The sequence below is a fragment of the Microbispora sitophila genome, from assembly GCF_014892245.1.
Lineage (GTDB): Bacteria > Actinomycetota > Actinomycetes > Streptosporangiales > Streptosporangiaceae > Microbispora > Microbispora siamensis.
In genome coordinates this window covers 304,910-325,301 of the sequence record NZ_JADBGC010000007.1, presented here as the reverse complement: position 1 = coordinate 325,301, position 20,392 = coordinate 304,910, and the positions used below count along the sequence as shown (strand labels likewise).

Genomic DNA, 20,392 nt, shown 5'->3' with positions numbered 1-20,392 from the left:
GGTCAGATTCCTTCCGGCACCGGCTGGCTCGGGTGCGGCTCGTCGCCGAGGGCCGCCTGCGCGTGCCACATGCGGACCTTCATCTCCTCGCGGACCTCGCGGTAGGCCGGGGCGTCGTAGACGTTGCGCAGCTCCTCCGGGTCGGCCTCCAGGTCGTACAGCTCCCACTCCCCCGGGTAGGTGAACGCGCCCGTGCCGGGGATGCCCATGCCGTCGTTGTAGAAATAGATGATCTTGTACCGGGACGTCCGGTAGCCGTAGTGGGCCGGCGCCTTGTGGAAGACGTCGTCGTGCTCCCAGTAGCGGTAGTACATGCCCTCCGCGGGAGGCGGGCCCGGCTCGCCGGTCAGGTCGGCCAGGAAGCTGCGGCCCTGCATCCGGGGGTGATGCGCCGCCCCGGCCGCGTCCAGCACGGTCTGCGCGAAGTCGACGTTCGTGACGATCCCGGTGTGCACCTGGCCGGCCGGGACGCGCCGCGGATAGCTCAGCACGAGCGGCATCCGCAGCGACTCCTCGTACATGAACCGCTTGTCGAACCACCCGTGGTCGCCCAGGAAGAAGCCCTGATCGGAGCAGTACATCAGCAGCGTGTCGTCGAAGTCGCCGCGCTCGCGCAGCCAGTCGACCACCCGGCCGACGTTGTCGTCCACCGACGCGACGACGGCCAGGTAGTCCTCCATGTAGCGCTGGTATTTCCACAGCGCCAGTTCCTCGTACGTCAGCCCCTCGGGCGGGTCCTGCTTGAGGTCCTCGGCGTTGAGGTGCTCGGCGATCCGCATGGCGGCCCGCCGGGCCGACGACGAGCGCGTCGCGTAGTCGTCGTCGAACGTCGAGGGCACCGGAATGGGGCCGGTGTACATCCCCGCGTGCTTGTCGTCCGGCTCCCACGGGCGGTGCGGCGCCTTGTGGTAGATCAGCAGGCAGTACGGATCGTCGCCGTCGAGCGAGTCGGCCCAGCTCAGCGCCATGTCCGTGATGAGGTCGGTGGCGTAGCCGGGGACGGTGCGCAGACCGTCCTCCGACAGGAACGCGGGGTCGAAGTACTCCCCCTGCTCGATCAGCACGTCCCAGTAGTCGAACCCCTGAGGGTTGTGCCCAGGGCCGTCCCCCATGTGCCACTTGCCGACGATCGCGGTGCGATATCCGGCCGCCTTCAACTGGCTCACGAACGTCGGCTGCGCCGCGTCGATCGGCGTGACCAGCGTCGAGACGCCGTTCACGTGCGAGTACGTGCCGGTCAGGATGCTGGCCCGGCTCGGCGAGCACAACGCGTTGGTCGCGAAGCAGTTGTCGAACCGGACGCCGAGGTCCGCGATCTCGTCGATCCGCGGCGTCCGGTTGACGACCGAGCCGTACGCACTGACCGCGTGCGACGCGTGGTCGTCGGTCAGGATCATGACGATGTTCGGACGCCTGCTCACCGGTAGGTCGCCTCGTCCAGCCCGCTCAGCGTCGGGTCGTACGACACCTCACCGACGTCGTACATCGAGGTCATCCAGTGGTAGAAGTTGTCGCCCCGGTCGCGCAGCACCTGGTAGAGCCGCCGCATCAGCCGTCCGCGCACCTCCGCCATCTCGGGGTGGTCGTAGACGTTGAGCAGTTCGTCCGGATCGGTGAACAGGTCGTACAGCTCGTTGGTCGAGTCGGGGTTGACGACCAGCTTGTAGCGGTCGGTCCTGATCATCCGCTGCGGGTAGGGGAAGTGGTGCCCGTGGAACTCGCAGACGATGTCCTGCTCCCACGGCACCTCGTGGGTGGACGCGAGCGGCACGAGGCTGCGCGAGTCGACCGCGGGGGCGGGGTCGATCCCGGCCAGCTCCAGGATGGTCGCCGTGCAGTCCAGCAGGCTGACGAACTCCGTACGGACGACCCCGGGCTCCTGGCCGGGGATCCGCAGCAGGCCGGGCGTGCGGTAGATGTCCTCGTACATCGCCGGGCCCTTGTCGTGTAGCCGGTGGGCGCCGGTGAACTCGCCGTGGTCGCAGGTGAAGAACACGGCCGTGTCGTCGTTCAGGCCGAGGCGCCGCATGGCGTCCATGACCCGGCCGATCTCCATGTCGATGAGCGCGACGTAGCCCCAGTAGACCGCGATGAGCTTGCGCGTCACCTCCAGCGGCATGGTGTCGAACGTCCAGTGCGCGCTGTAGTTGGCCTGCACCGGCGGCTTGCCGGCGAAGGTCTCGGCGATCGACTTGGGCAGCTCGACCAGCTCGGGGTCGAACATGTCGAAATACTCGTCCGGCACGATGTACGGCAGGTGCGGGCCGAAGAAGTTGAGCTGCAGGAAGAACGGCTTCGGCTCGGCGGCGTACCGCTCCAGCATCTCGATGGCCCGGGTGGCCAGGTAGTGCTCGAACGTCGCCTCGACCGGCTGGCGCAGCCGCGCGGCGAGCAGGTTGCCCGGCCCGCCGTTCGGCAGCGTCCCGCGGATACGGTCGTGGATCTCGTAGGGCGGCAGGTCGTTCGCCTTGAGATAGTCCAGGTAGTCGGGGTGGTCCACGGGGTTGTGCCACCCCGGCAGGTCCGGCCCCTCGAACCCGAAGTCGGCCGCCCGCCGGTGGTGCCCGACGTGCCACTTGCCGATGAGCCCGCAGTTGTACCCGGCGTCCCGCAGGGCCGTGGAGAAGGCCCACTGGTCGTCGGGCAGGTCCTCGATGTAGCCGACGTTCCTCTCGTGGTTGGCGAGCAGCTTGTGCCGGAACGGCGCCTGCCCGGTGAGCAGGCTCGCCCGCGCCGGCGTGCAGATCGCGGTGGGGGTGTACCAGCGGTCGAACCTGGTCCCGGTCCGGGCCAGCTCGTCCAGCACCGGGGTGGCCGCGAGGCGGTTGCCGTACGCGCCCAGGGTGTCGGCCCGGTGCTGGTCGGTCATCAGGAACAGAACGTTCACTTGGCGGCGCCCGTGAACAGATCGCCGGTGTAGTACGTCTTCGGGTCCACGGCCGAGGTCAGCTTGCCCGCGCCCACGAAGTAGTCGTTCATCCCGCTCAGCCACTTGTCGATGGTCCCGTCCTTGCTGTAGCCGTCCAGGTCGGAGAGCGACAGCACCTTGGAGTTGGCGGCGTCGGCCTTGACCTGGTCGGCCGGCAGCTTGAGCATCTCGGCGGTCGCGGCCACGGTCTCGTCGAGGTGCTCGCTGCGGTACTGGATGGCGTCGCGCAGCACGCCGATGACCTTCTCGGTCTTGTCCTTCTCCTTGGCGACGACGTCGTTGCCGGCGACGAACGCGGTCGGGAACGACACGGTGTCGGCGAAGTCCTCGTTCTTGGCCAGCTCGACCAGGTCGGGGACGGTCTTCTTGATCGTGGCGATGGCCGGATACCAGAAGCCGGCCGCGTCGACCTGCTTGGAGGTGAACGCCGACACGATCGTGGACGCGTCCATCGGGACGATCTTCACGTCGTCCTTGGTCAGCCCGGCCTTCTTCAGCGCGAGGGTGAGGATCATGTCGCCGGAGGTGCCCTCGGGCACGCCGATCGTCTTGCCCTTCAGCTGGTCCAGGGACGTGATGCCGGCCTGGGCGATGACGCGGTCGGCGTTGCCGAGCGTGTTCAGCGCGACGACCTTGGCCTTGCCGGAGGCGGGCAGCCACATGGCGCCGGGGCCGATGTAGCCGAAGTCGAGGTCGCCGGTGCCCAGCGCCTGGATCTGCAGCGGGCCGTTGGTGAACACGCTGACCTTGGCGTCGAGGCCGTGCTTCTTCCACAGGCCCTGCTTGTCGGCCACGGCGAGCAGGCTCGCGCCGTTGAAGTCGGCGATGTAGCCGAAGTTCACGTGGGTCGTGCCGCCGCCCGAGCCGCCCGGCCCGGCGGAGTCGTCCGACCCACAGGCCGCCGCCGACAGTGCCACGACGACCGCCGCGGCGGCCAGGAGTGTCTTCTTCATTTCGCGGGCTCCTTGATCTGCCGCTGGTGGTACACCGCGTGCCAGACGCGGTTGCGCAGGGCCCCGAACTCGGGGCTCAGTCTCATGTCCTCGTCGCGCGGGTAGGGGAGGTCGACGTCGATGATCTCGGCGATGCGGCCCGGCCTGGCGGCCATGACGACCACCCGGTTGGCGAGGAACACCGCCTCGTCGACGTCGTGGGTGATGAACATGACCGTCCGCCGGTCCTTGCTCCAGGTGTCCAGAAGCTGCTCCTGGAGCCGCACCCGGGTCAGCGCGTCGAGGGCGCCGAAGGGCTCGTCCATGAGCAGGATCGACGGGTTCACCGCGTACGCGCGGGCGATCGCGCACCGCTGCTTCATGCCGCCCGATAGCGTCTTGGGCAGCGCGTCGGCGAACTGCTCGAGGCCGACCAGGCGGATGAAGTGCTCGGCCCGCTCCCGCCGCTCCGCCTTGGGGACCTTCGCGGTGCGCATGCCGAACTCGACGTTCTCGCGGACGGTCAGCCACGGAAACAGCGCGTACTGCTGGAAGATGACGCCGCGCTCGGGGCCGGGGCCGGTGACCGGCTTCCCGTCCACCAGCGCGGTGCCGCCGGTGGGCTGCTCCAGCCCGGCGAGGATGTTGAGCAGCGTGCTCTTGCCGCAGCCGGAGGGGCCGACCACGGTCACGAACTCGTTGTCGGCGATGTCCAGCGAGACGCCGCCCAGCGCGACGAACGGGTCCTTCCCGACCGGGAAGACCTTCTGGACGTCGCGTACGGAGATCTTGGGAGTGCTCATCGGTTCTCCTGCCAGGCCGTCAGCTTGTTGCCGGCGATCATGAGCAGCCGGTCCATGATCAGGCCGAGGACCCCGATCGCGATGATGCCGACGAAGATCGTCGGCAGGTCGTAGTAGAGCTGCGCGCTCTGCATCCGGTGACCGAGCCCGGCCTGCGCGGCCAGGAGTTCGGCGGCCACCAGCGTGCCCCAGGCCGAGCCGAGCCCGACCCGCATGCCCACGAGGATGAACGGCGTCGATGCCGGCACCACGACACGGCCGAAGATGGTCCCGTCGCCCGCGCCGAGCACCCGCGCGGCGTTGATGAGCGTCCTGTCCACGTTCACCACGCCCTGGTAGGTGGAGATGACGCAGGACAGGAACGCCGCCAGGAAGATGACGAAGATCTTCGGGCTCTCCCCGATGCCCATGAGGACGAGCACCAGGGGCAGCATCGCCAGCGGCGGAATGGTGCGGAAGAACTGGATCCACGGCTCGAACAGGCCGCGGGCCACCGTGTACCACCCCATGACGAAGCCGACGATCACCGCCGCGATCGAGCCGAGGGCGAACCCGGCCAGCACGCGCCCGAGTGAGGCGCCGACGTCGGTGGCCAGCGTGCCGTCCTGGATCATCTTCCAGGCGGCCGAGACGACCTCGACCGGAGTGGGGAACTGGAGCCCGGCCAGGGACAGCCCCCACCAGATCGCGATTCCGGCCACGATCGAGATGATGTTGAGGACCAGGAAGGTCCTGTTCTTGCGCGGCCGGGCGGGGGCGTTGTCTGCCCTCGTGGCGCCCGCACTGGTCACGGCCACTAGCGGCCTCCGTCCGTCGTGACGTTCGCTTCGTATCCGGCGAGCAGGGGGGACTCGTGGAACAGGGCCGCGATGGCTCCGCGCGCGCCACCGTCGTCCGAGAGCAGGGCGGGGCGGATCACGGGCGCCGCGTCGGTCCACCACGACAGCTCGTAGGTGACCGTGTCCACGACCTGCCGCAGCAGGGCCGGAGCGATCTGAATGATCTCGCCGCCGAGCACGATCTCGTCCGGGTTGAGTGTCATGGCCGCCGTGCCGAGCACCCGGCCCACCACCGTCCCCGCCTCGCGGAGCACGCGGTCCACGGCCGGGTGGGCGATCTCCACCGCGGCCTTCAGGTCGTCCAGCGTGTCCGCGGTCACGCCGAGCTCCCGGCACCGCCCGAGGATCGCCGGGACCGACGCGATGGTCTCGACGCAGCCGCGCTTGCCGCAGCGGCACCGCGAGCCGCCGGGGACGGCGGTCACGTGCCCCAGCTCGCCCGCGTACCCCTTCGAGCCCCGCGCGAGCTGGCCGCCCACCACCAGCCCGCCGCCGACTCCGTCGGACAAGCGCAGATAGATGAGGTCGCGTACGGTGTCCGACTGGGCGTGCAGCGCCTCGGCCAGCCCGGCGAAGCGCACATTGTTGTCCACGATCACCGCGGCGTGGAAACGCTGGGCGAACACCTCCGCGACGCCGTCGGCCCGTGAGCGGTCGCCCCACCCCGGCACGCCGATCCCGATCGCCTGAAGTGCGCCGTAGTGGACGCCGGTCTCCGCGCTCAGCCGGTCGATCAGCGCGAGCCCGGCGTCGAGACGCTCGGGCCACTGCGCCGACTCCTCGTAGCGGGCGGTCCCGGACGCGATGATGTCGTGCGCGGCGTCGGCCACCAGGACGTTCACGCGGCGATGGCCGAAGTCGACGCCCATGTACTGCCCGGAGGCGGGGTCGAGCGCGAGCCGCTCGGCCGGCCGGCCGCTGCCCACGCGCTCCACGGCGTCGGTGTCGACGACGCGGATGGCGCCGCGGCCGAGGAGATCGCTGGTGATCTCGGAGACCGTGGTGCGTGACAGGCCGACCCGGGCCGCGATCTCGTTACGGCTCTGCGCGCCGTTCTGGCGGAGCACGCGCAGCACCCGCTCCTCATGGGAGCGGCGCACGAGGGCGTGCACGCCGTTGGGGGTCGTTGACACGCTGGAAACCTAAGGTTCGTCTGTTTTTTACGTCAACCATCCGACAAAAAGAATCCGGAAATCTGTTCAGGATCTTGACGAATACCTCTGACCAGCGCGGACACCTCCCCGACAAGCTCCATGGCATCCTGCCGCACCCGCCGGGGGCCTCTGGGGCGGCTGGGACACGGGATTCTGACGGCGTCTCGACGGAAAAATTTCCCCTGTCTACGGTGCTCGCCGTGAGACAACTGGTGATCGGAACCTTACTCCTCGCGTCCTCCCTGGTCCCGGCGACGCTTCCCGCCGAAGCAGCAACAGTGCAGGCGGCGACCGGGCCCACCTACACCAACCCCGTGAGCGCCGGGGCGGTGCAGACCTTCCCCGACCCGACGATGATCCGCGGCAAAGACGGCCTCTGGTACGCCTACGGCACCACGAACCCGATCGACGGGAAGAACGAGCACATCCTGCCGATGCTCACGTCCCCCGACATGGTGCACTGGACGTACGCGGGGGACGTCTACACGGGAGACAACCACCCCTCGTGGTGGCCGAACGGCACGCGTCCCTGGGCGCCGGACATCCGGTACGTGAACGGGACCTACCACCTGACGTACGCGCTCTCCACCGGCGGCGTGGCGCTCGCGACCAGCCCGCACCCGACCGGGCCCTGGACCGATCACGGGCGGATCGTCCCGGCGGGCGGCAGTGGCTGTCCGACCGGCAACATCGACCAGGCCATGTACACCGACGTGAACGGGGACAACTACCTCTACTGGGGCAGCTACGACACGATCTGCGGCGCGAAGATGAACGCCGAGGCGACCGCGGTCGCCGGCCCGGTCACGCAGATCGCCCGCGGGCGCCGCATGGAGGGCGGCTTCGTCGTCCGGCGCGACGACAAGTACTACCTGTTCTACTCCGACGCCGGGTGCTGTGACGGCGCGTTCAGCGGCTACACCGTCAAGGTCGGCCGCTCCGACAGCCCGCTCGGGCCGTTCACCACCCCGACCGGCGTCAACCTGATGGACCTGACCAGCAAGGACGGCATCGTCCTCGCGGCCAACGGCAACGGCTGGGTCGGCCCGGGCCACAACGCCATCCAGACCGACCTCAGCGGACAGGACTGGCTGGTCTACCACGCGATCCCCTCGTCGGCCCCCGAGTTCGGGCAGGCCACGACGACCTGGGGCACGACGATCAGCAACCTGGCCCGCCGGCCGCTGATGATCGACCGGCTCGACTGGATCGACGGCTGGCCGGTCGTACGGGCCGGGGCCGGGCCGTCCACGGGCGAGCAGCCGGCGCCGGTCACCACATGGACCGTGGGCGGCACGTTCAACGAGGGCGAGGACGGGTGGACCGGGCCGTGGAAGCTCGCCTCCGACCCCGACTCGCTCGGCTACCTCACCGGCAAGGGCTCGACCAGCGAGCTCAGCGACGACCGGGTGCAGGGCGACGTGCGGGTTGAGGCCGACCTGCGGCTGGGCGAGGACGGCACCGCCGCCGGGCTCTTCGTGACCCGCGAGAACGGCGCGAGGAACATCACCGCGTGGCTCGACCGGGAGCAGGGCGCGCTCGTGGTGACGACCAAGGTGAACGGGAAGACGACGACGGTCTCCAGCCCGCTGCCGTCCTCGTTCGACTACGGCTCCTGGCACAACGTGGCCGCCGAGCGGCGCGGGAACGCGCTGGTCGTGTCGGTGTCGGCCGACCGGCTCGGGGACCCGGTGGCGACGGTCGCCACGACGCTGCCCGACGGGGCGCCCACCTCGGGCGCCATCGGCGTGACGACCCGGGGAGCGGCCGACGCCGACAACGTGGGAGCCGCTCCGCTGTACCAGCCGGTGACCGAGCGGGTGCCCGACCCCGTCCTGGGCAAGCAGCTTCCCGCGTACTCCGACGAGTTCGACGGCACCGGCTCGCCCACCGGCTGGACCAAGGTCCGCAACCCGTCGGCCACCCTGTCGAACGGCTCCCTGGTCTGGCCGACCCAGAACGCCGAGCTGTACCTGGGCAACAACACCGCGTCGATCCTGCTCCGCGACGCGCCGCAGGGTGACTTCACCGTGGAGACGAAGCTCACCTTCAACGGCACGAAGGGCAACCAGCAGGCCGGTCTGCTGCTGTACGAGAACGACGACCGGTGGCTGAAGCTGACCCACTCGATCCTGCCGCTGAACAACGGGGGCGGCGCGGTGCTGCACCAGACCGAGTTCGGCAAGGAGGGGCCGCGCCCCGGCACCACCCCGCCCACCGCGGTCGCCAACGCGCCGATGTTCGGCGGCCCGGCCGCGGAGACCACCTGGCTGCGGCTGCTCTACCACTACGACGAGGAGAACGGCGAACACGACGTCCGGATGGCGTCGAGCACCGACGGCACCCACTGGATCTGGGGCGGCACCTGGTCGCTCCCGCGCACCGGGCCGGTGAAGATCGGCCTGATCTCGATGAACACGGCGGGCGCCACGGCGACGTTCGACTATCTGCGGACGTACGAGGTGACCAGCCGATAACCGGCGACCGGCCGCCCCTTCACCCAAGGGGCGGCCGGTCAATGCGCGGGGAATGATCCGCTGCGGTTTCCGCCGGGGCCGGGGCGCGGGCCCACGGGCAGGGTAGAGGCACTTCGATGCCGATCATCCACACCCTCACGGGAGCCCGTGACTCCCTTCCGCGACGGCCCGCGACGGCGGCGGTGACGCTCGCCCTCGCGCTGGCCCTGACCCTGGCGGCGCCCGTGACCGCGGGCGCGGCGGCGGCCGGTGACGGCAACGGGAACCGCTCCGCCGTACGCGTGGGCAACGGCTCGGCCAACCGCAACCTGGTGGCGATGGGCAGCACGCGCCTGCGCGGCGACCTGCACCAGTTCTCGGCGGGAGTGGGCGGGCTCAGCAGCGTGCAGGGCGGCCTGTGCAGGCCGCACGGCCGGCTCTGCGCGCTGTCGCAGGACATCCGCGCCACCACAGCCAGGGCCGGCCGGCGGTGACCGGCTGATGCGCGGCGGTCTCGCCCTGGCGGCGGCCACGATCGCGACGGCGGCGCTCGCCGCGTTGCCTCTTGCCGCCGCCGGGTACGCGGCGGTCACCCGGACGGCCGGGAACGGCGACCGCAACGGCAACAGCACCACCGTCCGCCTGGGCAACGGAATACGCAACGTCAGCCAACTGACGGTGGGCAGCGCGCGGAACGGGACCGGAATCCAGCAGAGGACGGTCGGCGTCGGCGGTCTGGCGAACGCGCAGAGCGGCGTCTGCCGCCGGTGGTCCCGCTTCTGCCGTCTGACGCAGCGGATGCACGCGTCAGACCGGCAGAACGACATGGTCGGCCTTCCGGAGGCGCCAACCCGGCGAGGCACCGAGCAGGCCGGGCGCCGGACTTCTACGGCCAGCCCGCGCCGGGCACCGTGACCTGGGCCGAGAGCACTTGCCCCGTTCCGGGTGGCACCATCTCGGGCATGCGCCACTCGGACGCCACGATGAACAGCGTCTTCCCGTCCCGGCCCCCGAGCGTGCAGGCGAAGCATCCCCGGTCGGCCTCGGTCTGAAGGACCTCACCGCCCTCCCGGATCCGGACGCAGTGCTTGTTGCCGACGTCGGCGTACCAGACGGCGCCCTCGGCATCGATACAGATGCCGTCGGGGTGGTCCTCGCCCGTGTCGGCCCAAACCCGGCGATTGGACAGACCGCCGTCCGCCTCGATGTCGAAGGCGATGAGCCTGTTGCCGTACGATTCGGCGACGATCAGCGTCGCGTTGTCCTGCGTCACGGCCATGCCGTTGGGAAAGGCGATGTCGTCCGCCACCTGGCGTACCGCGCCGTCGGGGCCGACGTGCCGTGGAAGCCGTCGGGATGGCACGGCGGCTCGATGATCCGCAGCTCTTGATGCGGATACTCAACGCACGGTACCTGTCGCTCCCGAGCAGCATCTACACGGAGCAGGCCATGGAGATCGCCGAGGAGATCGGAGAGCTCGCACGGCGGACGCAGACTCCCGAGTTCGAACTACTCGCGGAGATGATGCTCACCTACCGCCGGATGGAGCTGTTCGACCTGCCGGGAGCCGACAAGGCGGCCGCCCGATGCGACCGGATTCTCAACCGGATGCCCCTGCCGTGGCCGCGCTTCCAGCACACGGTGTGGCGCGCGGGGCGTCTGGCCGTCTCCGGACGGTTCACCGAGGCCGAGGCCATGTACGCGGACGCCGAGCGGCAAGCCGAGCGCATCGGCATGTGGTACGCCGGCTCGATAGTGACCGCCGGCCGCATCCTTCTCCATTACCAGCTCGACCCAGTCATCGGTGTCTTTAGTCCAGTCGGAGGGCAGCGCTGCGATGATCTTGTCGGCTACCGGGACATACTGACTATTGCCGCTGATGACGAGCGCTCCTTCCACGACCGCACGGGCCAGTGCCGACAGGTCGGCGCTGTCATCGTGCTCCATGAAGACGACGTCCAGAGAGGTCCAACTGAAGTTGGACCACTCGATCAGGTTCTGCCGCGGCTGGTAGAACACGCCCTCCTGTTGGATGTACGGCATCTCCACTTGGTCGACGCGGGCCTTCCCATCGGTACCGGCGCCGGCGACCCAGGCGTAGATCTCCGGTCCACCCTTGTACCAGGGCTCATGGTCGTTTCTGTTGACGATGCTCAAGATGTGGGTAACGGGTCGCGTCGTCCCCAGAGCCTTGGTCTGTTGCGAATCGTCCTCAGCCGGTCGATCGGTTCCGGCGACGCCGGCCTCGGTCAGGCGCTGCCGGACGAAGCGCTGCGCCAGCTTGGCCGACTTCTGCTCGTCGAGGCCGACGATCAGCACCGGACGCTTGGGCGCCTTGAAGGCGTCGAGCTCCTGGCTGTGGCCCTTGGAGTCGAAGGCGACGACAGTGCGAACCGCCTTCTCGTCACCCGACGGGGTGGCCATCACCAGGGTCTGACCCGCCGAGATGCGCTTGACTTGCTTCGGGTCGATCCGGATCTGCAGCAGCGACTCCTCGGCCTGAAGGCCCTTGAGCTTGAGGATGTCACTGTTGGCGTTGCGGGCGTAGTCGGCCAGGTCCCGGGCGCCCGGCACCGAGCCGAGCAGCGCGGCCAGGTCGGCCTCGCCGTCGTCGGCCAGCTCCCGGGTGAGCGCGTCCCGGAACTGCCGCTCGCCCAGCCGGCGGGCCACCTCCTCGGCGAGGTGGCGCTTGAAACCGTCCATGGTGGCGGCCCTGGCGTTGGCGGCGGAGGCGTCCGCCGTCTTCTGGGCGGGGGTCGGTGCGGCCGTTGCGGCGGGTGAGGCGGAGAGGCTGCCGGCGACGGTGGCGGCCAGGGCGAGTGCGGCTAATGTCGCGACTTTCTTCACGTGAAAGTTCCTCACGTACGAGGGAATGGTCTCCCGAGCAGCGGCGGCGGGTGCGCGGGACGACCTCGTGGTGAACACCTGATCGTCCCTTGAACGGGAACCCGCGCCGGGGGGCTCGGACAACGTCGGCACCGGCACGACCACGTGAACGATGTCCAGACGTGCACACGGCGCGGCGGCCTCGTTGCCGGACCAGTGTTTCGGGAGGCCCTTGTGAGCCACTTATGCGCGTGCCGGATTCGTTGACTGCTGCCGGAGGTGACGAAAGGGCTGGCCACCGGCCCTCGTCCGGCTCCTGACATGGCACTCGCGGTCACCACCCCGGAGGTGCTCAACAGAACCAGCGAGCTCTTTTGAGACCTAAAAGAGGGCTTCACAGGAAGTACCGGCCGCGGCGTTAGCACTTCACTAGGGTGCGTATCGAGTTGTGATCAATTCAGGATTCGCCCTTGTTGTGGGTTCTGATCCGGTAGGTCGTCGTGGGTGACGCGTGCCCAAACTGACGTACGAGAAGTGGGAGTTTATTGAACCCCATGTGCCGATCGACGGGTTCGGCTCGTACCCCGAGCGGCTGCGGCAGCAGTTCGAGGGCGTGATCTGGCGTCCAGGCCGGGGTGGAGCGTGGAGGCGGGCCACCCCGGCCGGGTCTCATCGGATGTACTTCGCCGGCTTGGTGGCGGCGTTGAGCAGGTACTCCAGGGGGCCGCGGCGGAAGAAGCGGGACCAGATCGCGGCGAACAGGGTGGCCCCCAGGATGAACAGGAGCAGCGGCACCCATGACTGCTGGGTGCCGGTCCCGGCGGGCACGGACAGCGCGGACTGCGCGAGGAAGTGGCCGACGTAGGCGGTCAGGGACATGGTGCCCACGGCGATGACCGGTTTCGCCAGGCGGCGCAGTCGCGGCAGGCGGTCCATTGCCACCGTCGCACCGACGATCACGAGGATCGCGACTCCGACGCTGCCGATGATGTCGAACGTGGTGCCGCTGTGCGGCCCGGCCGTCAGGAGCGACGAGGCCGACAAATCAGGCTCGAAGGACCCGCTGTCGAGGGGCACCGACCCGGAGCCGCTGGACGACGACCCGTCTTCCGCGAGGCTCCTCAACGCGTCCTTGCCGGCCAGCAGCAAGGACATGCCGTACGCGGTCACGGTGAGGGCGGCACCGAGCGCGGCCAGGCGCCGCTGGACAGTGCCGGAGGACAGGTCGAGGCGGCCCAGCGCCATACCGGCGATCACGAACGGCATCCACGTGAGCGCCGGGTAGAAGCCGGTGAGCAGCAGATCGAGCACTCCCACGTCGCTGAGGCGGTGGAGCGGGTCGTAGGCGCTGATGCTCTGCTGGACCGACTCGCTCAGCAGCGAGTTCAGGGCGAAGGCCAGCTGCGGTGTGACGAGGGCGAGTGCGGCTGCGGTGATCGCGAGTGTCCTGGCCGACAGGCGTACCAGGGGCAGGGCGAGGAGGAAGTAGACGCCGTAGAAGCCGAGGATGATCACTCCTCCGAACTCCATCGCCATCGCGGTGCCCAGCGCCAGCAGGATCACGGCGCGGATCGCGATTCGGGCCTTCGCCTGCCGGCCGGCCAGGCCGGTCTTCGGCTCCCTGCGGCCGGCGATCAGCATCAGGGAGAACCCGGCGAGGGTGGCGAACAGGACCGACGAGTGCCCGTCCGCCAGGTAGCGGATCCAGCTGGCGACGCCCTGCGTGGCCGACAGCGGGGGGCCGATGTGCACGACGTACATGCCGAACACCGCCAGCGCGCGGGCCAGGTCCACCCCGACGAGGCGTCCCATCGAGGGACGGGGCGAGGCCGGCACGGCGGGCTCGGGCGGGGTTCGGGGCTGCGGAGCCGGTGTCTCCCGCGGCGGCTGTGTCTGTGTCATACGGGGAATCTCGTGTGGACGTCAGGGGGCGGACCATCCGGCAGTCTTCGGTAATGGCCCCGCCGATCGGCGGGTACCGCCCTGCCGACCGGCGGAGTCTCGTCCCGATCGGTCCGGCGCGACCGGACGGCGGTCTTCTTCAGCCACTCGGCGGGGGTGGACCCGACAGTTGCCGGGTGGGCGTGGGGCGGACGGGCTTCCAGGCTGGAGGCATGACAGACCGTACGCGACACAACGAGCCGCGAGGGCTTCCTCGGATCATCGGCCGACGTACCGGGCCGTGACGCCGTCCTGGCAGGGGCGAGTTTCTGGAATTCCTCGCTCTGACGCCGGCGGCGGGCGCCTTCGTTCGTTGCAGACGTGTGGTGTGGGACTGGCTGGCTCGGCCGACCGCGCTGTTCGGCGGCGCCAGCGCCCTTTCTCGTTGCCGGCCGCGAACCACGAGTGGGTTTCGTGAGCCGCAAGCCGACGGAACAGCATGAGGGGTAGGTCAGTCCGCGCTGAGGGGAATCCGCAGCCGCACCCGGTAGCCGCCCTCCACGGTCGGGCCCGCATCCAGGGTGCCATGCAGGATCTCGGCCCGTTCCCGCAGACCGACCAAGCCCTGCTGCGAACCGGGGAGGGAGAGGGAGGGACGCGTGGGCGGAGTGTTGGTGACGGTCACTCCGATGCCGTCGCCTTCCTGCCACAGCTCGACGCAAGCGGTGGCGCCGGGGGCGTGCTTGCGGACGTTGGTCAGCGCCTCCTGGACCGTGCGGTAGATGGCCCGTTGCGCGGGTGTGCCCACGGTGGGCGGCAGCTCGCCCGTCAGCTCCGCGTGAGTGCCGCTTGATTCCACCAATTGATGCAGGTCGGCCAGGGTGGGCTGAGGAGTCAGCTCGGTGGCGTGGCCGCCGGAGGCGCGCAGCAGCGCGACCATGGTGCGCAGTTCGTCGAGCGTGGTGACGCTCAGCGAACGGATCGTTCGGGCAGCCTCTTTGGCGTCCGCGTCCTTGGTAGCGACCTGCAGGGCTCCGGCCTGCACCGCGATCAGGCTCACCTGGTGGGAGACCACGTCGTGCATCTCCCGAGACAGTTGGGCACGTTCCCTGGCGACCACGGCCTGAGCGTGCAGGGCACGTTCGTGTTCCCTGGCCTCCTCAATCTCCTCCAGCCGCCGGGCCAGGTCCCGTCGCGCCTGGACGAGCTGACCGAACAGGACCGGGGCGACGGCGATCGCCAGGTTGTAGACGAAGAAGAGCAGCGTAAAGGTCTGGCCGACTTCGGAGAGGTCGGACGGAGGCCACGGAATGCTGCCCGCGATGGCGGTCAAGGCGACGCATACCGCGAGAAAGCGGCGGTTGCGGGAGCGTTCGGCCACGGTGAACAGCGCCACGAGCGGAGCGACGGCCACCTCGGTCGTGACCATGATGGGCAGGGTGAGCAGGAAGACGGGGAACGGGAATCTGCGCCGGAAGACCAGCGCGCCGCAGCCGAGCACGGCGAACACGACGCCGAGGCGGGTTTCCTCCCAGGTGTTCACCCACACGTCCAGGGCCGCCACCGTCACCAGGGCGAGGTCGACGACCCGCGCGGGCACGCGCCCCAACAGGGCGCCTGCGCGGCTCATCATCCCGCCTGCGACTGCTTGCGTTCGTCGAGCAGCCCGGCCCGCTGTGCCAGCAGTGCGGCCTGTACCCGGCTCGTCACCCGCAGCTTCGTGAGGATCGCGCTGACATGGTCTTTGACCGTGCCGGCGCCCAGGTGGATACGCGCCCCGATGTCGGCGTTCGACAACCCCTCCGACACCAGGACCAGGACGTCACGCTCGCGGGGGGTGAGCAGCCGGACGCGAGCCGCCTCCTCGTCGACAGCCGCCTCGGTGCCGGGGTGACTGTGCAGCAGGGCCCGGGACGCCTTGGGCGACAGCACCACGCCGCCCGCTGCGAGGGTGCGCACCAGGTGGGCGAGCTGGTCGGGTTCGGTGTCCTTGAGCAGGAAACCGGCCGCGCCGGAGTGCAGCGCGGTCAGAACGTACTCATCGGTGTCGAACGTCGTCAGCATCGCCACCACGGGTGCGTTCGGCATCATCCGCAGCTGGTGCAGGACGGTGAGTCCGTCGACGTCCGGCATCCGGATGTCCAGCAGCACCACGTCGGGCTGCTCCCGGCGGATGGTCTCGACGGCGTCGCCCCCGCTCGCGGTCGCGACGACCTCGATGTCGTCGGCCGCACCGAGGATGAGGCTGAATCCCGACCGCACCAGAGCCTCGTCGTCCACCACCACTACCCGGATCACGTGCTCCGCCTCGCTCTCGCCCACTCTGGCCAGCCTTGCTTGCCGATCTTAAAACTCCGATTGGTTGCAGTGCCTGGAGCGCTGCGCCATGCCTCAAGATTGGCGACGTATCCGGGGGCGAAGGCCTCGCCGGTGAGCATGTCGAAGCCGATGCGATTGACGTAGACGTTGCCGCGGCCGTCGATGACGATGTCGTTCCAGCCGCGCCCGGGACCGGTGAGGTCGGCCAGGGTCGCAAGCGAGCCGTCGGGTTCCGATCGCACCAGCAGCCCCCGCGCGGAGTCGACGATCACCAGCCGTCCGTCGGCCTGCCAGGCCGTGCAGAGCGGGAGCGAGTCCACCCGCGCCACCACCTCGTGCTTGCCGTCCAGGTCGAGCGCGATCACCTCGTCCCGTCCGCCTCGACCGCCCACCAGCCGAACCCGCGCTCGTCGAAACCGGCCTCGATGCGCTCGACCAGCGCGTCGCTCTCCTCCCGCGCTGTCCAGTCGGAGAAGTACAGGCGGCCGTCGTGCCAGCGTGGCGACTCGACCAACCCGAGACCCGTCAGCCACGTGCGCACTTCCGACATCGAAGACTCCCTTCGCCACGTCGAATGGACAGTACGCCGCCGCTACGACAGTTTCCGGGTGCTTCCCGGCCGCTACCGCGAGGGATCGGAGCACAACGGAGATCGTTCCGCTGGGAGGTCCTAATCCTCGTTCAGCGGCCGTGACCGGCGCGTCCCTCCGGGGTAGATGCCCGGCAGGTCCGTGCGAGCGGATCTCCTTGACGGACGACGGGGAAGGCGCAGGGGAACATGGCTCGTCACAGGGCTCACAACAGGGGGCGGCACGCGCTCACCGGCCCGGCGGCGCGACTGCTGGCGCTGACCGCGCTGACGCTCACGAGCGCGGGCGTCGCGCTCGCCCCCGTGAGCGCGGACGCGGCGACGGGCCGAGGATGGGGCAGTGGCGACGGAAACGGCGCCAACTCCAGGTACGTGATCAACAACGGTCAGAACAACCTGAACTCCTTGCTCGTCGGCAGCCAGCGGAACATGACGGGCGCTCAGCAGGTCATCACGGGAGTGGACGCGTCGGTGAACACCCAGGCCGCCAACTGCCGGCGCCGCCCCGGCTGCAGGGGCTCCCAGAACCTCTGGGGCCGCAACCAGAGCTCCCCCAGGACGAGCGGCACCGTGATCAACGGACGCTGACGCGCGGCGAAACGGCCGAGAACATGGCGGGACACGCACGTCGGAAAACATCGGCCGGACCCCGGCGGAGGCTACGGTGTGAGCAGAATGTCGGCGGGCGGATGGGCGGTGGCGGATGCTTCATTCATGCGGCGCGTGTCGGCGTGTCCCGCTGTTCGCCGTCGTCCTCGTCGCGGCCGCCGCCGCGCAGGTCCTCCTCACCGCTCCCGCGAACGCCCGGGCCGGGCGGGGGGACGGTGACGGCCCGGTCTCCGTCGGCAACGGCGCCCGCAACCGGACCATCGTCTATCTGGACAGCCCCACGCGCAATCGCGGCCACCAGCACACGGCGGCCAGCACCGCGGGCGGGGCGACCAGTGTGGCGGACGGTTTCTGCCGCCGGGCCAGGAACTGCGACATCCGGCAGAACATCACGGTCGCCGTCGCCGCCGCGCCCCTCTGAGAGGGGTCACCGGCCCCCTGCTCGTTCACTCAGCGCGCGTACGGCCTCTTCCGGGCTGTCGTAGAAGGAAAGCAGCTGGTCGAGACCCATGATCTGGAAGACACGGGCGATGTCGGAGTCCAGCCCGGCGAGGAGCAGGGCGGCGCCCGCGTCGGCGGCGCGCTGGTGGGCCGCGACCAGTGTGGCGATGCCGGTGGAGTCGCAGAAGGTCAGGCCGGACAGGTCGATCACCAGGCCGGCGTCGGGGCCGAACTCGACCTCCTCCAGGGCCGCCCGCAGGCGTGGAGTGGTGTGATGATCCAGGTCACCGGCCACGACCAGCAGGCGCGGCCCGGAGGTGTGCGACTGGAGGCTGACGGTCAGACCGTTGTCATGCTGCACCGAGACTCCCGGAGGACGGCGTTCGAGTGGCGGGCGGTACGGAGAGGGCGAGGACCGCGGTGTCGTCGGACACCCCCTTGCCCAGGGCCATGATCAGGTCGTGCACGGTGGTCAGGAGGGCGTCTGCGCTCGTGGGCCCGGCGGCGGCGAGATACGCGGTCAGCCCGTCCTCGTCGAGCATCGAGCCGGACGGCGTCCGCGCCTCGGTGAGGCCGTCGGTGTAGAGCAGCAGCGCGTCACCGGCGTTCAGGCGGGCGCTCACCTGGGCGAAGTGGGGATTGCGGAGGATGCCGATCAGCTGCCCGCCGACCGGATGGATGGGCTCGACGGCGCCGTTCGACCGCACCGCCAGCGCCGGGGGATGGCCCCCGGTGGCGAGCGTGACGCCGAAACCGTCGCCGTCGGGCTGCAGGACGCCGAAGACCGCCGTGCAGTACGGCGCCGGGGCCTCGCCGCCCGCGTGCTCCTGTTGCAGGACCGCGTCGAGGTTGGCCAGCACCGCGTGCGGGTCGGCGTCGTAGACGGCCGCGGCGCGCAGGGTGTAGCGGACCAGCGACGTCAGCGCGGCGGCATCGGCGCCCTTGCCGCAGACGTCGCCCAGGAAGAACCCCCACCGGTCGCCGTCGAGGGGGAACAGGTCGTAGAAGTCGCCGCCCACCTCGTCGGCCGAGACGGGGTGGTAGGCGGCGGCCGCGCACAGGCCGGGCACCCGGGGCAGCGCCGGAGGAAGCAGGGTGCGCTGCAGGGTGCGGGCCAGCCGCTCGGCGCCCGCGCGGAGCTCCCTTTCGACCTCGACCGTGCGGTGCGTGGCCAGCCGCACCTCCAGTTCGTCCATGACGAGGCCGGCCAGGTCACGCAGGCAGGCCAGCTCCTCATCGCCGGCCTCACGAGGCTGGACGTCCATGACGTTGACGCTGCCCAAAGCCTCGCCGTCGGGCGTCGTGATCAGCGCGGCGGCGTAGAAACGGATGCCCGGCTCGCCGCGCACCGCCGGGTCCCCGGCCGCTCGCGGGTCCAGCAGCGTGTCGCGGACGACGTACGGGCCGCCGTGCCGGACGGCCGAGGCGCACAGGCTCTCGACGAGCCCGCGGCACGGTGGCAGCCCGTGCGCGGCGATGACGCGGACCGTGTCGTCGCCGACGATCGTCACGGTGGCGAAGGGAGCGCGGAAGATCCGCGCGGCCAGCGCGGCCACCCGGTCGAACGCCGCGCCGGAGGCGGTCTCCAGTGCGGCGTAGCGGCGCACGGCCGCGAGACGGCTCGCCTCCGCGGTGGAGGCGAGCGGCATCGGTCTGCCGGGCGCTTCGTCGACGGTGCTGACCGCGGGCTCCTTCCGTCACACCGGGCCGGGGCCTCGGAGATCCGCTTGGCCGGTGAATGATTTGCCCTATCCTACGAAACCGTTGAACTGTTCCTTCCCTGACCTGCCGGACTCGCGTGGAGGGCCAGGCCCACGACGCGGTCCGGCGGCGACGCCCTCCTAGGGAATCGGCCTGGTCCCGCCGACGGCATCCGCGTTGGCCGAGTCGGTCGTACGGCCGGTGTGCAGCACCTCGCGCTCCCAGCGTCCGCGTGGCTGTGTGTGCAGGCGCCAGTAGCGCTCGGCGATGTCGTCCGGGTCGAAGTCCGTCCCGGGGGCGACCGGGCCGGCCACGGTGACGCTCGCCACGTGTACCCCGGAGGGACCGTACCGCTGGTCCAGCAGCGTCACCAGGGTGCGGACCCCGGCCTTGCCCAGGGACAGGCTCACGTACTGCGGCTTGGGCTCGGGCATGCCCCCAGTGATGAGGAAGGAGCCGCTGCCGCGAGCCGCCATGGCGGGGGCGACGTGTGCGGCGGCGGTCAGCGCGCCGACCACGTTGACCGCCCAGGCGTCCAGATGACCGCGCAGCGGTAGATCTCCCGGCCCGTCGGCTTGGATGATCGCCGCGTTGTACACCACCACCTCCGGCAGGCCGTGCCGGTCGGCGGCCTCGTCGAGCGCGCTCCGCAGCGCGTGCTCGTCGGTGCTGTCGGCCGCCAGAGCGAGCACGGGGACGTCGCTGCGCGCGACGGCCTCCGCACCGGCGCGCAACGTCGAGTCACTCCGCGCGATCAACGTGATCGCGAACCCCTCCCGGGCGAACCGGCGGGCCACCGCCTGACCGATCCCCGGCCCCGCCCCAATGATCACTGCTCCAGGCACCGCGTCCCCCTTCTCCTGTGTCGATGACAATGGGCGACGGTAGGGGGTCACATTCATGTGATGGTCAA

At 70.1% G+C, this 20,392-nt stretch carries 21 protein-coding genes; 5 read left to right on the top strand and 16 right to left on the bottom strand.

The window, feature by feature from the left end; translation table 11 throughout:
• Positions 1–2 precede the first annotated feature (2 nt).
• From IL992_RS15590 to IL992_RS15565, 6 genes are read right to left on the bottom strand one after another with little or no spacing between them, the layout of a single operon-like run.
• Positions 3–1,421, bottom strand: a complete 1,419-nt coding sequence (locus IL992_RS15590; protein ID WP_319018568.1) for a sulfatase family protein — start codon at positions 1,419–1,421, stop codon at positions 3–5.
• Positions 1,418–2,887, bottom strand: a complete 1,470-nt coding sequence (locus IL992_RS15585; RefSeq protein ID WP_319018567.1) for a sulfatase-like hydrolase/transferase — start codon at positions 2,885–2,887, stop codon at positions 1,418–1,420. Before IL992_RS15585 ends, IL992_RS15590 begins: the two co-directional genes overlap by 4 nt.
• Entirely contained in the window at positions 2,884–3,882 is a 999-nt protein-coding gene (locus IL992_RS15580; RefSeq protein ID WP_193204050.1) for an aliphatic sulfonate ABC transporter substrate-binding protein, read from the bottom strand. The genes IL992_RS15585 and IL992_RS15580 overlap by 4 nt, the downstream gene beginning before the upstream one ends.
• Positions 3,879–4,664: an ABC transporter ATP-binding protein gene (locus IL992_RS15575; protein WP_193204049.1), complete on the bottom strand. Its 786-nt coding sequence runs from the start codon at positions 4,662–4,664 to the stop codon at positions 3,879–3,881. The genes IL992_RS15580 and IL992_RS15575 overlap by 4 nt, the downstream gene beginning before the upstream one ends.
• Positions 4,661–5,461 (bottom strand): ABC transporter permease, encoded by an 801-nt coding sequence (locus IL992_RS15570; protein WP_319018566.1) that lies wholly within the window; start codon positions 5,459–5,461, stop codon positions 4,661–4,663. Before IL992_RS15570 ends, IL992_RS15575 begins: the two co-directional genes overlap by 4 nt.
• On the bottom strand, positions 5,461–6,636 hold the full coding sequence (locus tag IL992_RS15565; RefSeq protein ID WP_319018565.1) for an ROK family transcriptional regulator: 1,176 nt from the start codon (positions 6,634–6,636) through the stop codon (positions 5,461–5,463). The genes IL992_RS15570 and IL992_RS15565 overlap by 1 nt, the downstream gene beginning before the upstream one ends.
• Before the next feature lie 221 nt (positions 6,637–6,857).
• Here IL992_RS15565 and IL992_RS15560 point away from each other — a divergent pair, with 221 nt between their 5' ends.
• The 3 genes from IL992_RS15560 to IL992_RS15550 all read left to right on the top strand — a co-directional run bounded on the left by IL992_RS15560 (position 6,858) and on the right by IL992_RS15550 (position 10,028).
• On the top strand, positions 6,858–9,134 hold the full coding sequence (locus IL992_RS15560; RefSeq protein WP_319018564.1) for a family 43 glycosylhydrolase: 2,277 nt from the start codon (positions 6,858–6,860) through the stop codon (positions 9,132–9,134).
• A gap of 116 nt (positions 9,135–9,250) precedes the next feature.
• Entirely contained in the window at positions 9,251–9,607 is a 357-nt protein-coding gene (locus IL992_RS15555) for a hypothetical protein (RefSeq protein WP_193204048.1), read from the top strand.
• 7 nt (positions 9,608–9,614) lie between these two features.
• Positions 9,615–10,028 (top strand): hypothetical protein, encoded by a 414-nt coding sequence (locus IL992_RS15550; protein WP_193204047.1) that lies wholly within the window; start codon positions 9,615–9,617, stop codon positions 10,026–10,028.
• On the opposite strand, the gene IL992_RS15545 is transcribed toward IL992_RS15550, so the two are convergent.
• From IL992_RS15545 to IL992_RS15515, 7 genes are all read right to left on the bottom strand, one after another.
• Positions 10,000–10,476, bottom strand: coding sequence for an SMP-30/gluconolactonase/LRE family protein (locus IL992_RS15545; RefSeq protein WP_193204046.1), 477 nt, complete (start codon positions 10,474–10,476; stop codon positions 10,000–10,002). The genes IL992_RS15550 and IL992_RS15545 overlap by 29 nt on opposite strands.
• 146 nt (positions 10,477–10,622) lie before the next feature.
• Positions 10,623–11,960: a DUF3103 family protein gene (locus IL992_RS15540; RefSeq protein ID WP_193204045.1), complete on the bottom strand. Its 1,338-nt coding sequence runs from the start codon at positions 11,958–11,960 to the stop codon at positions 10,623–10,625.
• A 648-nt stretch (positions 11,961–12,608) separates the two neighbouring features.
• Positions 12,609–13,841 carry a DUF418 domain-containing protein gene (locus IL992_RS15535; RefSeq protein ID WP_193204044.1) on the bottom strand — a complete coding sequence of 411 codons (1,233 nt, stop codon included), beginning with the start codon at positions 13,839–13,841 and terminating at the stop codon, positions 12,609–12,611.
• A gap of 490 nt (positions 13,842–14,331) precedes the next feature.
• Positions 14,332–15,420 (bottom strand): sensor histidine kinase, encoded by a 1,089-nt coding sequence (locus tag IL992_RS15530; protein ID WP_319018581.1) that lies wholly within the window; start codon positions 15,418–15,420, stop codon positions 14,332–14,334.
• 29 nt (positions 15,421–15,449) lie between these two features.
• A complete protein-coding gene (locus IL992_RS15525) occupies positions 15,450–16,142 on the bottom strand; it encodes a response regulator (protein WP_193204043.1) in 693 nt (230 codons plus the stop codon).
• Positions 16,115–16,504: an SMP-30/gluconolactonase/LRE family protein gene (locus IL992_RS15520; protein ID WP_193204042.1), complete on the bottom strand. Its 390-nt coding sequence runs from the start codon at positions 16,502–16,504 to the stop codon at positions 16,115–16,117. Before IL992_RS15520 ends, IL992_RS15525 begins: the two co-directional genes overlap by 28 nt.
• Entirely contained in the window at positions 16,501–16,689 is a 189-nt protein-coding gene (locus tag IL992_RS15515) for a hypothetical protein (protein WP_193204041.1), read from the bottom strand. Before IL992_RS15515 ends, IL992_RS15520 begins: the two co-directional genes overlap by 4 nt.
• A gap of 228 nt (positions 16,690–16,917) precedes the next feature.
• On the opposite strand from IL992_RS15515, the gene IL992_RS15510 reads away from it, so the two are divergent.
• Positions 16,918–17,316 (top strand): hypothetical protein, encoded by a 399-nt coding sequence (locus IL992_RS15510; RefSeq protein ID WP_193204040.1) that lies wholly within the window; start codon positions 16,918–16,920, stop codon positions 17,314–17,316.
• A gap of 115 nt (positions 17,317–17,431) precedes the next feature.
• Positions 17,432–17,758, top strand: coding sequence for a hypothetical protein (locus tag IL992_RS15505; RefSeq protein WP_193204039.1), 327 nt, complete (start codon positions 17,432–17,434; stop codon positions 17,756–17,758).
• A 6-nt stretch (positions 17,759–17,764) separates the two neighbouring features.
• Here IL992_RS15505 and IL992_RS15500 read toward each other — a convergent pair whose 3' ends face one another.
• The 3 genes from IL992_RS15500 to IL992_RS15490 all read right to left on the bottom strand — a co-directional run bounded on the left by IL992_RS15500 (position 17,765) and on the right by IL992_RS15490 (position 20,324).
• Positions 17,765–18,139, bottom strand: coding sequence for an STAS domain-containing protein (locus IL992_RS15500; protein ID WP_319018563.1), 375 nt, complete (start codon positions 18,137–18,139; stop codon positions 17,765–17,767).
• A complete protein-coding gene (locus IL992_RS15495) occupies positions 18,129–19,427 on the bottom strand; it encodes a PP2C family protein-serine/threonine phosphatase (protein WP_193204038.1) in 1,299 nt (432 codons plus the stop codon). Before IL992_RS15495 ends, IL992_RS15500 begins: the two co-directional genes overlap by 11 nt.
• Positions 19,428–19,619: 192 nt before the next feature.
• Positions 19,620–20,324, bottom strand: a complete 705-nt coding sequence (locus IL992_RS15490) for an SDR family NAD(P)-dependent oxidoreductase (protein ID WP_319018562.1) — start codon at positions 20,322–20,324, stop codon at positions 19,620–19,622.
• Positions 20,325–20,392 lie beyond the last annotated feature (68 nt).

Bases quoted from the DNA above. Each gene is read 5' to 3' on its own strand.
- IL992_RS15580 (WP_193204050.1), bottom strand. From the start codon at position 3,882: ATGAAGAAGACACTCCTGGCCGCCGCGGCGGTCGTCGTGGCACTGTCG.
- IL992_RS15575 (WP_193204049.1), bottom strand. From the start codon at position 4,664: ATGAGCACTCCCAAGATCTCCGTACGCGACGTCCAGAAGGTCTTCCCG.
- IL992_RS15555 (WP_193204048.1), top strand. From the start codon at position 9,251: ATGCCGATCATCCACACCCTCACGGGAGCCCGTGACTCCCTTCCGCGA.
- IL992_RS15550 (WP_193204047.1), top strand. From the start codon at position 9,615: ATGCGCGGCGGTCTCGCCCTGGCGGCGGCCACGATCGCGACGGCGGCG.
- IL992_RS15535 (WP_193204044.1), bottom strand. From the start codon at position 13,841: ATGACACAGACACAGCCGCCGCGGGAGACACCGGCTCCGCAGCCCCGA.
- IL992_RS15515 (WP_193204041.1), bottom strand. From the start codon at position 16,689: ATGTCGGAAGTGCGCACGTGGCTGACGGGTCTCGGGTTGGTCGAGTCG.
- IL992_RS15510 (WP_193204040.1), top strand. From the start codon at position 16,918: ATGGCTCGTCACAGGGCTCACAACAGGGGGCGGCACGCGCTCACCGGC.
- IL992_RS15505 (WP_193204039.1), top strand. From the start codon at position 17,432: ATGCTTCATTCATGCGGCGCGTGTCGGCGTGTCCCGCTGTTCGCCGTC.
- IL992_RS15495 (WP_193204038.1), bottom strand. From the start codon at position 19,427: ATGCCGCTCGCCTCCACCGCGGAGGCGAGCCGTCTCGCGGCCGTGCGC.